Here is a 13,227-nt window from a genome sequence, read left to right on the forward strand (position 1 = left end):
CATGAAAGCCCCCATCCGTGTAGCAGTAACCGGCGCCGCCGGCCAAATCGGTTATTCCCTGCTGTTCCGCATCGCCTCCGGCGAAATGCTGGGCAAAGACCAGCCGGTCATCCTGCAGATGCTCGAGTTGCCGATGGAAAAAGCCCAGGCCGCGCTCAAGGGCGTGATGATGGAGCTGGAAGACTGCGCGTTCCCGCTGCTGGCCGGCATGGTCGGTACCGATGATCCGATGGTTGCCTTCAAGGATGTCGACGTCGCCTTGCTGGTTGGCGCCCGTCCGCGCGGTCCGGGCATGGAGCGCAAGGATCTGCTGCTGGAAAACGCCAAGATCTTCACCGTGCAGGGCAAGGCCCTGAATGCCGTGGCCTCGCGCAACGTCAAGGTGCTGGTGGTCGGCAACCCGGCCAACACCAACGCCTACATCGCAATGAAATCGGCGCCGGATCTGCCGGCCAAGAACTTCACCGCAATGCTCCGTCTTGACCACAATCGCGCGCTCAGCCAGCTGGCACTCAAAGCCGGCGTCGCCGTCGGGGATATCGAGAAGATGGTGGTCTGGGGCAATCACAGCCCGACCATGTATCCCGATTACCGTTTCGCCACCGCCGGCGGCGTTTCCCTGAAGGACCGCATCAATGATGCCGATTGGAATGCCAACACCTTCATCCCGCAAGTGGGCAAGCGCGGCGCCGCCATCATCGAAGCACGCGGCCTGTCATCGGCGGCATCGGCCGCCAACGCCGCCATCGATCACATCCGTGACTGGGTACTCGGTACCAACGGCAAATGGGTCACCATGGGCGTCCCGTCCGACGGCAGCTACGGCATTCCCGAAGGTGTCATGTACGGCGTACCGGTGACCTGTGCCAACGGCGAATACACCCGCATCGATGGCCTGCCGGTCGATGCCTTCAGCCGCGCCGCAATGGACAAGACCTTGGCCGAACTGGAAGAGGAACGCGCCGGCGTCGCCGATTTGCTGTAATTCCGAAAGGCGGCTTCGGCCGCCTTTCACACTTTAGGGGCATTCGATGCAAACACCCGGCCAATCATTCCGTCTTGCAGTCGCCGAAGAATCACCCTTGCAGGTCATGGGCGCCATCACCGCCTATGCCGGCCTGATGGCCAAACGCACGGGTTACAAGGCCCTGTATCTTTCCGGCGGCGGCGTTGCCGCCAATTCGCTCGGCATGCCCGATCTGGGCATCAGCACCATGGAAGACGTACTTACCGATGCCCGCCGCATCGTGGATGCCACCGGCATGCCGCTGCTGGTCGACATCGACACCGGCTGGGGCGGGGCATTCAACATCGCCCGCACCATCCGCAGTTTCGAGCGCATCGGTGTGGCGGCCGTACACATGGAAGACCAGGTCGGCCAGAAGCGCTGCGGCCATAGGCCCGGCAAGGAAGTGGTCAGCCTGCAGGAAATGACTGACCGGGTAAAAGCTGCCGTCGATGCCCGTACCGATCCGTCATTCGTGCTGATGGCGCGCACCGATGCCGCCGCCGTTGAAGGGCTGGATGCCGCCATTGAGCGCGCCGTGGCTTACGTCGAAGCCGGGGCCGACATGATTTTCCCCGAGGCCATGTCCTCGCTTGCGGATTACCGAAAATTCAAGGCGGCGGTGGAGGTTCCGATTCTGGCCAATCTGACCGAATTCGGTTCGACGCCGTTCTATACCACGGATGAACTTCGCGAAGCCGGCGTGGACATCGCCCTGTACTGCTGCGGCGCCTACCGTGCCATGAACAAGGCCGCGCTCAATTTCTACGAAACCGTGCGCCGCGACGGCACCCAGAAAAACATCATCGATACGCTTCAGACGCGCGCTGAACTGTATGATTTCCTGAATTACCACAGCTATGAAGACAAGCTGGACGCCTTGTTTTCAGTCGGAAAAGGCAAGGAATGAACCATGATCAGCAAGGCGACCGGAACCTTCAGCGTCAAACTCGAACTTCAGCCCGCATCCCCGCAGGCTGACGCCGCCGTCATCGGCCGGCGCAGCCTTGAGAAAAGCTTCCATGGCGATCTCGAGGCCGCCAGCTCCGGTGAAATGCTTTCAGTGATGACCGCAGTGGATGGATCGATGGCTTATGTCGCGCTGGAAAAGGTCAGCGGTACGCTCGCCGGTAAGCAGGGCAGTTTTTTGCTCCAGCACGCCTCGCAGATGGTCCGCGGCCAGCCCTTCCAATCCATCCGTGTGGTGCCGGATTCGGCGACCGGGGATCTTCTCGGGCTTGACGGCGAAATGCGCATTGATGTCAGGGATGGCGAGCATTTTTATGTTTTTGAATACAGTTTTTCCGAACAATCCTGAAACCGCATGCGAGGCGCTTTATGAGTGATGCCCCCCAAACAACTGGCTTCAAGCCGAAAAAATCCGTGGCCCTCAGCGGCACCGCCGCCGGAAACACCGCCCTGTGCACCGTCGGCCGCAGCGGCAATGATCTGCATTACCGCGGCTACGACATCATGGACCTGGCGACCGCCTGCGAGTTCGAGGAAATCGCCCATCTTCTGGTGCACGGCAAGCTGCCCACCGCCGCCGAACTGGCCGGTTACAAAGCCAAGCTCAAATCGCTGCGCGGCATTCCCGCCGCGGTCAAAGCCGCGCTGGAGCAGCTGCCGCCCTCCAGCCATCCGATGGATGTGATGCGTACCGGAGTTTCCGTCCTGGGCTGCATCAAGCCCGAGAAAGAGGATCACAACCATCCGGGTGCGCGCGACATCGCCGACAAGCTGATGGCTTCGCTCGGCTCGATGCTGCTGTACTGGTACCACTTCGCCTATAACGGCCGACGCATCGAGGTCGAAACCGATGACGATTCCGTCGGCGGCCATTTCCTGCATCTGCTGCACGGCGTCAAACCGCGCGAAAGCTGGGTGCGCGCCATGCATACTTCCCTGATTCTGTACGCAGAACATGAATTCAATGCATCCACATTTACCGGCCGGGTGATTGCCGGCACCGGCAGTGACATGTATTCCTGCGTGGCCGGCGCCATCGGCGCGCTGCGCGGACCGAAACACGGCGGGGCCAATGAAGTTGCATTTGAAGTGCAGAAACGCTACGACACGCCGGACGAAGCGGAAGCCGACATCAAGGCCCGTGTCGAACGCCGGGAGGTGGTCATCGGTTTCGGTCATCCCGTTTACACCGTCGGTGATCCGCGCAATGCGGTGATCAAGCAGGTCGCCAAAGACCTTTCTGCCGAACAACAGAACATGAAGATGTATGACATTGCCGAGCGTCTGGAGTCGGTGATGTGGGATATCAAGAAAATGTTCCCGAATCTGGATTGGTTCTCGGCCGTCAGTTATCACATGATGGGCATCCCCACCGACATGTTCACTCCGCTGTTCGTGATGGCTCGCACTTCGGGTTGGTCGGCGCATGTCATCGAACAACGCATCGATGGCAAGATTATCCGGCCCAGTGCCAACTATACGGGCCCTGAGAACCTTGAATTTATACCGATTGGTAAGCGATGAACCAGGATTACCGCAAGCCGTTGCCCGGCACGGCACTGGACTACTTCGATGCCGCCGCCGCCGTCGAGGCAATCCGCAGCGGCGTCTGGAAGGCCATGCCATACACCGCGCGCGTGCATGCCGAGAACATCGTACGGCGCGCGGAGCCGTCCCGCCGGGATGACTTTCTCCGCCAGCTGATCGACAACCGCCGCGATCTGGATTTTCCCTGGTTCCCAGCGCGCGTGGTGTGCCATGACATTCTCGGCCAGACCGCCCTGGTCGATCTGGCCGGGTTGCGTGATGCCATTGCCGGCATGGGCGGCGATCCGGCCCAGGTCAATCCGGTGGTGCCGGTTCAGCTGATCGTTGACCACTCGCTCGCGGTGGAGTGCGGCGGATACGATCCGGAGGCGTTCGCGAAGAACCGCGCCATCGAAGATCGTCGCAACGAAGACCGGTTCCATTTCATTGACTGGACCAAACAGGCTTTTCACAACGTCGACGTCATTCCGCCGGGTAACGGCATCATGCACCAGATCAATCTGGAGAAGATGTCGCCGGTGGTGCAGGTGCAGGATGGCGTGGCTTTTCCGGATACCTGTGTGGGGACTGACAGCCATACCCCACACGTGGATGCGCTCGGCGTCATCGCCGTCGGCGTGGGTGGTCTGGAAGCCGAAAGCGTCATGCTCGGCCGTGCCTCCTGGATGCGCACGCCCGAAATCATCGGCGTTGAACTGGCGGGAAGGCCGCAGCCAGGCATCACCGCCACCGACGTCGTACTGGCGCTGACCGAGTTCCTCCGGCAATCCAAAGTCGTCGGCGCCTATCTCGAATTCCGCGGTGAAGGCGCATCGGCGCTGACCATCGGCGACCGCGCCACGATTTCCAACATGGCGCCGGAATACGGCGCGACCGCCGCGATGTTTTTCATCGATAGCAACACCCTCGACTACTTGCGGCTCACCGGCCGCAGTAATGAGCAGGTGGCCTTGGTCGAAACCTATGCGAAAGCAGCCGGTCTGTGGGCCGACATGCTGGCGGATGCACGTTACGAACGCACCTTGCACTTCGATCTGTCCACGGTCGTGCGCAACATGGCCGGCCCGTCCAATCCGCACAAACGTCTGCCGACCCGCGCTTTGGCCGAACGGGGCATCGCCGATTCCGCCAAGCTGGAAGCGGGCCGGTCCGATGAAGCCAGCGGCCTGATGCCGGACGGCGCGGTCATCATCGCGGCCATCACTTCCTGCACCAACACCTCGAATCCGCGCAACGTCATCGCTGCCGCTCTACTGGCGCGCAATGCCAATGCCAAGGGTCTGTTGCGGAAACCCTGGGTGAAGTCATCGCTGGCACCCGGTTCCAAAGTCGTCGAGCTGTATCTGAAGGAGGCCGGTCTGCTCGGTGATCTTGAGCGGCTCGGCTTCGGCATCGTGGCCTTCGCCTGCACCACCTGCAACGGCATGAGCGGCGCTCTGGATCCGGCGATCCAGCAGGAAATCATCGACCGTGATCTGTATGCCACCGCCGTGCTGTCGGGTAACCGCAATTTCGACGGACGCATCCACCCCTATGCCAAGCAGGCGTTCCTGGCCTCGCCGCCACTGGTGATTGCCTATGCCATCGCCGGCACGGTGCGCTTCGACATCGAAAAGGACCCCCTGGGCATCGATGCTCAGGGCAATCCGGTTCTGCTCCGGGATATCTGGCCGAGCGATGAAGAAATCGATGCGGTGGTCAAAGCCAGCGTCAAGCCGGAACAATTCCGGCGGGTGTACGAACCGATGTTCACGGCGCGTATTGAAAGCGGCAATCCGGTAGAGCCGTTGTATGATTGGCGGCCGATGAGCACCTACATCCGCCGTCCGCCGTATTGGGAAGGCGCGTTGGCCGGTGAACGTACGCTTCGGGGCATGCGGCCATTGGCAGTGCTCGGCGACAACATCACCACCGACCATCTCTCGCCGTCGAATGCCATTATGTTGGACAGTGCCGCCGGTGAATACCTGGCGCATATGGGCGTGCCGGAGGAGGATTTCAACTCCTACGCCACGCACCGCGGCGATCACCTAACCGCACAGCGCGCGACCTTCGCCAATCCGAAACTGCTCAACGAAATGGTGCGGGATGCAGACGGCAAAGTGCGGCAGGGTTCCCTGGCGCGCATCGAGCCGGAAGGGCAGGTGACCCGCATGTGGGAAGCCATCGAAGCCTACATGGCCCGCAAGCAGCCGCTGATCATCATCGCCGGTGCCGATTACGGCCAAGGCAGCTCACGCGACTGGGCGGCCAAAGGTGTCCGGCTGGCCGGTGTGGAAGCCATCGTGGCCGAGGGCTTCGAGCGCATCCACCGGACCAACCTGATTGGCATGGGCGTGCTGCCGCTGGAATTCCTGCCGGGCGAGTCCCGGCTTACCTATGCCATCGACGGCAGCGAAACCTTCGATGTCCGCGGCGATCGCAAACCGGGCACGCGTCTGAAACTGATCATCCGGCGCCGGAACGGTGATGCGGTTGAGGTGCCCGTGATCTGCCGCTTGGATTCGGATGAAGAGGTTTCCATCTACGAAGCCGGCGGTGTGCTTCAGCGTTTCGCGCAGGACTTCCTCGACGCGACCAAGGAAAGCTGACATGAACGCTGCGCCTCAGCTCCGCATTCCAGCCACCTACATGCGTGGCGGTACGTCCAAGGGCGTGTTCTTCCGTTTACAGGATCTGCCCAAGCCCGCACAGCAGCCCGGCCCGGCCCGCGATGCCCTGCTGCTGCGGGTCATCGGATCGCCCGATCCGTACGGCAAGCATACCGACGGCATGGGCGGGGCGACGTCCAGCACCAGCAAATGCGTGATCATCTCCGAAGCCAGCGTACCCGGTCATGATGTCGACTATCTGTACGGTCAAGTCGCCATCGACAGCGCGTTCGTCGACTGGAGCGGCAACTGCGGCAATCTTTCCGCGGCGGTCGGACCGTTTGCCATCGCCAACGGCATGCTCGACCCGTCGCGTGTGCCACATGATGGCCTCTGTACCGTCCGCATCTGGCAAGCCAATATCGGCAAGACCATCCTGGCGCATGTACCAGTGCGCGGCGGACAGGTCCAGGAAACGGGTGATTTTGAGCTCGATGGCGTCACCTTTCCCGCCGCTGAAATCGTGCTCGAGTTCATCGATCCGGCCGATGAAGGTGAAGGCGAAGGCGAAGGCGACACCATGTTTCCGACCGGAAATTTGACCGACATGCTGGACGTTCCCGGCATCGGCATTCTTGAAGCGACCCTGATCAATGCCGGCATCCCGACCGTGTTCATCAATGCCGCCGACATCGGCTATTCCGGTACCGAGCTGCAGGACGCCATCAACAGCGATGCCAAAGCGCTGGCCATGTTCGAAAGCATCCGCGCCCAGGGTGCCGTGCGCATGGGATTGATTAACTCGGTGGCGGATGCCGTTAAGCGCCAGCACACGCCGAAGGTGGCTTTCGTCGCCCCGCCGGCGGATTACATCACCAGCAGCGGAAAGCACATTGCGGCCGCCGACATCGATCTGCAGGTGCGGGCCTTGTCGATGGGGAAACTGCATCATGCCATGATGGGTACCTGTGCCGTGGCCATAGCCACGGCGGCGGCGATTCCCGGCACGGTGGTCAACCGCGCGGCCGGCGGCGGCGCGCGTCAAGCCGTACGTTTCGGGCACCCCAGCGGTACATTGCGTGTGGGTGCCGAGGCAGTCCAGCAGGACGGGCGGTGGCTGGTACGCAAAGCCATCATGAGCCGTAGCGCGCGTGTACTGATGGAGGGTATGCTGAGGGTGCCGCAGGATCACGGTTACAGCGCCAAGGACGAAACCCGATGATTACCCTTTACGAGGACTGGCAAGCCAATACCGTGGTGGTCTGCGCGACCACTCTGGCGGTCAGTCTTGCCGTTCTGGTGCACTACGAGGGTCTGGCGCTGATTTCCAATTGGCTGGCCAAACGCCGTGAACTGCATTCCCGGCGTAAAGTGCTTTATTCGATTTTTTCGGTGCTGGCGCTGCATGTCACCGAAATCTGGATTTTCGGCATCACCCTCTGGTTGACGCTGCGTTTTCCCGAAACCGGATTCATCAAAGGTGCAAACCCCCTGCATCTTCTGGATGCGGTCTATCTTTCAGCGGTGACCTTCAATACGCTCGGTTTCGGCGATCTGGTGCCGGTCGGCCCGATCCGTTTCATCGCCGGCACCATGTCCTTGACCGGCTTCGTGCTGATCACCTGGTCGGCCTCGTTCACCTATCTGGAGATGGAACGCTACTGGCGCAAGTAGGGCTGCTTACAGCCTCGCCGCCAGTTCCGCACCTTGCGCGATGGCGCGTTTGGCATCCAGCTCGCCCGCCTGCTCGGCGCCGCCGATCAGGTGTGAACTGAGACCAAGGCCTTGCAATGCCTCATGCAGCGCCCGCTGGGGTTCCTGACCGGCGCACACGATGACATGATCGACCGGCAATACCATGGCCTCGCCGTCTTTTTTGATGTGCAGACCGGCATCATCAACGGCCACGTATTCAATGCCGCCCCAGGCCTGTACGTCGCCCATCTTGAGCGCCGCGCGGTGGATCCAGCCGGTGGTTTTTCCCAAACGCGCCCCCGGTTTTCCGGCACTGCGTTGCAGCAGCCAGATCTGCCGTGCCGGGGCATGCGGTTCGGGCTTGCACAGGCCGCCTTTGCTTTCGAAAGCAGGGTCGACACCCCATTCCTGCATCCAACGCTGTGCATCCAAACTGGCTGATTCAGTATGCAGAAGGAACTCGGCCACATCGAAGCCGATGCCGCCGGCACCGATGATGGCGACCGACTTTCCGACCGGCGCATCATCGCGCAGTACGTCGAGGTAGCCGAGCACTTTCGAATGATCGCTGCCCGGCAGGCGCAGGCCGCGCGGAGTGATGCCGGTGGCGATGACGATGTCATCGAATCCTCCCTGCTGAAGCTGGCTCGCGTCCACGGTTTGTCCCAGTTTCAGGCTGACACCGGTTTCGGTCAGAAGATTGCCGTAATAACGCAGCGTTTCGTGGAACTCCTCTTTGCCGGGAATGCGTTTGGCGTAGTTGAACTGCCCGCCAATTTCCGAAGCCGCATCAAATAGCGTGACATCATGGCCGCGTCCGGCAGCGACCGTGGCGAAACTCAGTCCGGCCGGTCCGGCACCGACGACCGCAATGCGTTTCTTCAAGGCTGCCGGCCTATAGTTGAGTTCGGTTTCGCGGCAGGCGCGTGGATTAACCAGGCAGCTGGCTTTTTTATTCTCGAACACGTGATCCAGACAGGCCTGATTGCAGGCGATGCAGGTGTTGATCAGATGCGATTTGCCGGCGCTGGCCTTGTTCGGCCATTGCGCATCGGCCAACAGCGGACGGGCCATCGAAATCATGTCGGCTTGGCCGTCGGCGAGGATTTTTTCGGCGACATCGGGCATGTTGATGCGGTTGGTGGCCACCACGGGCAGTGTGACGTGGGGCTTCAGCTTGCCGGTCACCCCGGCGAACGCCGCGCGCGGCACCGAAGTGGCGATGGTCGGGACACGGGCTTCGTGCCAGCCGATGCCGGTGTTGATGATGGTGGCGCCCGCCGCTTCGATGGCTTTGGCCTGTTCCACGATTTCCGGCCAGGACAAGCCCTCGGGAACCAGCTCCAGCATGGACAGGCGGTAAATGATGATGAAATCCGGACCGACCGCTTCGCGCATGCGGGACACGATCTCGACTGCAAAACGTCGGCGCTTTTCGGCATCGCCGCCCCAAGCGTCAGTTCGGGCGTTCACTTGGGGGGATACGAACTGATTGATCAGGTAGCCTTCGGATCCCATGACTTCGACCCCGTCATAGCCGGCCTCACGCGCCAGTTCGGCGCTGCGCACGTAATCGCGGATGGTTCTATCGACGCCGCGCGCGCTGAGGGCCTGCGGGGTGAACGGATTGATCGGCGCTTTCTTGGCCATCGAGGACACGGAGAGGGGATGGTACCCGTAACGTCCGGCATGCAGAATCTGCATGGCGATCCGGCCGCCGGCCCCATGCACCGCGTCAGTGACCTGACGGTGCGGGGCCACTTCAAGCCGCCAGCTCAGCTTGCCGCCGAAGGGCTTGAGCCAGCCACGGATGTTCGGGGCGATGCCGCCGGTGACCATCAGCCCGGCGCCCCCTTCGGCCCGCTCCCTGAAATAAGCGGCCAGTTTGGGGTAGTCGGCGCGTTTGTCTTCCAGGCCGGTATGCATGGAGCCCATCAGAATGCGATTGGGCAGGGTACAGAAGCCAAGATCGAGCGGGCGGAACAGATTCGGGTATTCAGGGGAACTCATGCAGTGAGACCTTTTAAATATAGGGGTGAGCGAGGATTCCGCTGACCATACGCTGAAGTATAGTCAAAAAACCGATAAAAAACAGGGGGTATCACCGTAGGCATCCTTTGGGTAGCTCGCCAGTACTGGAAGGGCGGGTGAGGACCCCTGAAATGTCGACTGCGTCACCTTTGTACTTGGGGCGGGATTGGCCCCAGCATTGGGGTATGTTTCCGGCAAGCGTGGGGATTTCATAATCAGATGGGGTGAGGATTTGGGGAACTATTTCCGCTAAAGGCTTGCAATTTCTCCCAAAAGTGTTATTTTGACGTTAACGATTCGAACAGGGTTTACGGTCGTTACCACTGCGGGCGTCTCGCCTGTATCGATTTGTAGTAACTTTCCACATGTAAAAAATGGAGATGTAAAAATGAAGAAAAATCTACTTGGCCTTGCTCTTCTCAGCGCCGTCGGCTTCTCGCAAGCTGCTGCTGCCCAGGAATTCGATGATCGCTGGTACATTTCCGGCACCATTGGCGTTCTCGGTACCGACAACGACCGTCTGGATGCCTCGAACTCCGAACTGTATGGCGTCGGCGTCGGTAAGCGTCTGTCCGAAAACTTCGGTCTGGAACTGACCTATGATCGTGCCAGCCCGACCATCGACATTGATCCGATCAATGGTGATGTTAATTGGGATCTCGATTCTATTTTCCTGAATGCCCGTTACTACTTCACCAAAGACGGTCGCGCATGGGATCCGTACCTTGTTGGCGGTATCGGCGCAACCCGTCACGATATTGACGATGGCTTTTACGATGGTACTGACTGGGCCGCCAAGCTCGGTGCCGGTATCGAAACCGATCGCCGTAAGCGCGTCGACTTCCGCGTTGAAGCCGGTGCCCGTTACGACAGCCACACCGAAAACGACCAAATCGTCGGCGACATCGGCGGTTTCGTCGATCTGTATGCCGCTGCCTCGATTCTCGTGAAGCTGGGTGATCTGGCCGCTCCGGTGGTTGCCGCCCCGACCTGCGACACCCTCGACGGTGACAATGACGGCGTCAACGACTGCAACGACAAGTGCCCGAACTCCGAAGCCGGCCAAACCATCGGCGCCGACGGCTGCCCGGTCAAGCTCAGCATCGACCTGAAAGGCGTGAACTTCGACTTCAACAAAGCCACCCTGCGTCCTGACGCAGTCGTGATCCTTGACGAAGCCGTTGCCGTGCTGGCCAAGTATCCGGAACTGAAAGTCGAAGTCGCCGGTCACACCGACCTCTGCGGCAAAGACACCTACAACCAAGGTCTGTCGCAGCGTCGCGCCCAAACCGTTTATGACTACCTGACCGGCAAGGGCATCGATGCCGGCCGTCTGGCCGGTCCGAACGGCTACGGTGAAAGCCGTCCGCTGGAAGCCACCGAGCAAACCTCGCCGGCTTGTAAGAGCGAAACCAACCGCCGTACCGAACTGAACGTTCAGAACTAAGCGGTTCAAAGCGTCATGAAAAAGCCCGGCTTATGCCGGGCTTTTTTATTGTCTACGCGCCGGCGACTCGGTATAGTTGACATGTCCGGTGGTTGCACGCGCACTGCCTCATCCTGCCACGCAAGGAAACACTCATGTCCATCCGATGCCTTAATGTCCTGAAGCATTCACGCATGCCGCTGCTGTTCACCCTTGCGGTGCTGGCGGGCTGCGCCCGTGAGCCCGACAATGCCGCCGATGCGGTTTATTCGGGTGGCGACATCCTGACCATGACCGGAGATCAGCCGGCCTATGCGGAAGCACTGGCGGTCAAGGACGGAAAAATCAGCTTTGTGGGCAGCAAGGCCGAGGCCGATAAGCTGGCCGGAAAGGATACGTTGCAGATTGACCTCAAGGGCAGAGCGCTGCTGCCGGGATTCATCGACGGGCACTCCCATTACTTCAATTCGCTGTCCGTGGCCAATCAGGCCATGCTGTATGCGCCGCCGGCCGGTCCGGGCAAGGATGTCGACAGCATCATCGCGACCCTGAAGGCCTTCGCTGCCACGCGCAAGATTCCCAAAGGCGAGCTGATTATCGGTTATGGCTATGACGACACCGTGATGCCTGGCGGCCGTCTTCTGAACCGCGATGATCTGGATGCCGCCTTTCCGGATAATCCGGTCCGTGTCGATCATGTATCGATGCATGGCACCGTGCTGAACAGCCAGGCCATGAAACTGTACGGTTTCGATGCCAACACCAAAACCCCGCCGGGCGGTGTCATCGTCCGCAAACCCGGAACCAATGAACCTTACGGTCTCATCATGGAAACCGCTTTCCTTCCGGTGTTCGAGAAAACCGCCGCGATGACGCCCGAACAGGAAATCGCCGGCAGCAAGGCCGGTCAGCTGATGTATGCCGCCGCCGGCATCACCACGGCGCAGGAAGGCGCGACCCATCTGGCGCAGCTGCAGACCATGAAACGGGCCGGTGCCGCCGATGCCAATATCATCGATATCGTGGCCTATCCGTTCATTGTCGATCTCGATAAGATTCTGGCCGCCTATCCGGCTTCGGGCTGGGGAAAGTACGACAAACGGCTTAAAGTCGGCGGTGTCAAAATCACCGCGGACGGTTCCCCGCAGGGCCGCACCGCGTTTTTCAGCACGCCTTATCTGACCGGCGGACCGGGCGGCGAGAAGAATTGGCGCGGCGAGCCGACCTTCCCGGCGGAAACCCTGCAGCAGATGCTGAAGAAAGTCTACGACCTGAATGTGCCGCTGACCTACCATGCCAACGGCGATGCCGCCATCGACATGCTGCTCAATGCGCATGAAACCGTCGCAGCCGGAGATCTTAGCCGGGACCGCCATGTAACCATCATCCATGCCCAATTCGCCCGCAAGGACCAGCTGGCCAAATTCGCGCAGTATAAATTCCGTCCGTCCTTCTACACGCTGCACACCTTCTATTTCGCCGATGCCCATATCGCCAACCGCGGCAAGGATCAGGCCATGTATATCAGCCCGATGCGCGATGCCATCGATGCCGGACTGCGTCCGAGCAACCACACCGATGCCGTGGTGGCACCGCTCGATCAGATGTTCATGCTGTGGTCGGCGGTCAACCGGAAATCCCGGAGTGGTCTGGATATCGGTCCCGATCAGCGCATCAGTGCCTATGAAGGCCTGAAGACGATGACGTCATGGGCGGCCGAGCAGTATGGCGAGCAGGCGTCGAAGGGCACGCTGGAAGTCGGTAAATTGGCGGACATGGTCATTCTGGAGAGCAACCCGCTGAAAGCCGATCCCGCCGAGATTTACCGTATCCGTGTCATGGAGACCATCAAGGACGGCAAGGTGATTTATACGGCGCCTGCCGATCTGTCGGCAAAGCCCGCGCTGGTTTTTGCAGCGCCTGCCGCGGCTCCGGCAGCCGAGCCTGAGGCGCTTCCCACC

9 protein-coding genes and 1 pseudogene are annotated in these 13,227 nt (G+C 60.6%); 9 read left to right on the plus strand and 1 reads right to left on the minus strand.

Annotated elements, in window-relative coordinates; translation table 11 throughout:
* Position 1 precedes the first annotated feature (1 nt).
* From Q0W88_RS01750 to Q0W88_RS01780, 7 genes are read left to right on the plus strand one after another with little or no spacing between them, the layout of a single operon-like run.
* Positions 2-985: a malate dehydrogenase gene (locus tag Q0W88_RS01750; RefSeq protein ID WP_297799358.1), complete on the plus strand. Its 984-nt coding sequence runs from the start codon at positions 2-4 to the stop codon at positions 983-985.
* A gap of 46 nt (positions 986-1,031) precedes the next feature.
* Entirely contained in the window at positions 1,032-1,916 is an 885-nt protein-coding gene (gene prpB / locus Q0W88_RS01755; protein WP_297799360.1) for a methylisocitrate lyase, read from the plus strand.
* Between the two features lie 3 nt (positions 1,917-1,919).
* Entirely contained in the window at positions 1,920-2,324 is a 405-nt protein-coding gene (locus Q0W88_RS01760; RefSeq protein WP_297799362.1) for a DUF3224 domain-containing protein, read from the plus strand.
* 20 nt (positions 2,325-2,344) lie between these two features.
* Complete coding sequence (prpC, locus tag Q0W88_RS01765; RefSeq protein WP_297799364.1) at positions 2,345-3,499, plus strand: 2-methylcitrate synthase; 1,155 nt, start codon at positions 2,345-2,347, stop codon at positions 3,497-3,499.
* Positions 3,496-6,114: a Fe/S-dependent 2-methylisocitrate dehydratase AcnD gene (gene acnD, locus Q0W88_RS01770; RefSeq protein ID WP_297799366.1), complete on the plus strand. Its 2,619-nt coding sequence runs from the start codon at positions 3,496-3,498 to the stop codon at positions 6,112-6,114. Before prpC ends, acnD begins: the two co-directional genes overlap by 4 nt.
* A gap of 1 nt (position 6,115) precedes the next feature.
* Positions 6,116-7,336, plus strand: coding sequence for a 2-methylaconitate cis-trans isomerase PrpF (prpF, locus tag Q0W88_RS01775; RefSeq protein WP_297799368.1), 1,221 nt, complete (start codon positions 6,116-6,118; stop codon positions 7,334-7,336).
* Complete coding sequence (locus Q0W88_RS01780; protein WP_297799370.1) at positions 7,333-7,788, plus strand: ion channel; 456 nt, start codon at positions 7,333-7,335, stop codon at positions 7,786-7,788. The genes prpF and Q0W88_RS01780 overlap by 4 nt, the downstream gene beginning before the upstream one ends.
* 6 nt (positions 7,789-7,794) lie before the next feature.
* Here Q0W88_RS01780 and Q0W88_RS01785 read toward each other — a convergent pair whose 3' ends face one another.
* Entirely contained in the window at positions 7,795-9,819 is a 2,025-nt protein-coding gene (locus Q0W88_RS01785; protein ID WP_297799372.1) for an NADPH-dependent 2,4-dienoyl-CoA reductase, read from the minus strand.
* Between the two features lie 409 nt (positions 9,820-10,228).
* On the opposite strand from Q0W88_RS01785, the gene Q0W88_RS01790 reads away from it, so the two are divergent.
* Together Q0W88_RS01790 and Q0W88_RS01795 are read left to right on the plus strand one after the other, a co-directional pair.
* The gene (locus Q0W88_RS01790; protein WP_297799374.1) at positions 10,229-11,287 is read left to right on the plus strand and encodes an OmpA family protein; all 1,059 of its coding nucleotides are present in this window, start codon (positions 10,229-10,231) and stop codon (positions 11,285-11,287) included.
* Between the two features lie 269 nt (positions 11,288-11,556).
* A pseudogene (locus Q0W88_RS01795) lies at positions 11,557-13,125 on the plus strand (amidohydrolase); the annotation flags it as partial.
* Positions 13,126-13,227 lie beyond the last annotated feature (102 nt).

Source organism: Arenimonas sp. GDDSR-1, from assembly GCF_025980345.1.
GTDB lineage: Bacteria > Pseudomonadota > Gammaproteobacteria > Xanthomonadales > Xanthomonadaceae > Arenimonas.

Excerpts from the sequence above, each read along its gene's own strand:
- Q0W88_RS01790 (WP_297799374.1), top strand. The coding sequence starts at position 10,229 with ATGAAGAAAAATCTACTTGGCCTTGCTCTTCTCAGCGCCGTCGGCTTC.
- prpF (WP_297799368.1), top strand. The coding sequence starts at position 6,116 with ATGAACGCTGCGCCTCAGCTCCGCATTCCAGCCACCTACATGCGTGGC.
- prpB (WP_297799360.1), top strand. The coding sequence starts at position 1,032 with ATGCAAACACCCGGCCAATCATTCCGTCTTGCAGTCGCCGAAGAATCA.
- Q0W88_RS01785 (WP_297799372.1), bottom strand. The coding sequence starts at position 9,819 with ATGAGTTCCCCTGAATACCCGAATCTGTTCCGCCCGCTCGATCTTGGC.
- Q0W88_RS01780 (WP_297799370.1), top strand. The coding sequence starts at position 7,333 with ATGATTACCCTTTACGAGGACTGGCAAGCCAATACCGTGGTGGTCTGC.
- prpC (WP_297799364.1), top strand. The coding sequence starts at position 2,345 with ATGAGTGATGCCCCCCAAACAACTGGCTTCAAGCCGAAAAAATCCGTG.
- Q0W88_RS01750 (WP_297799358.1), top strand. The coding sequence starts at position 2 with ATGAAAGCCCCCATCCGTGTAGCAGTAACCGGCGCCGCCGGCCAAATC.
- Q0W88_RS01760 (WP_297799362.1), top strand. The coding sequence starts at position 1,920 with ATGATCAGCAAGGCGACCGGAACCTTCAGCGTCAAACTCGAACTTCAG.
- acnD (WP_297799366.1), top strand. The coding sequence starts at position 3,496 with ATGAACCAGGATTACCGCAAGCCGTTGCCCGGCACGGCACTGGACTAC.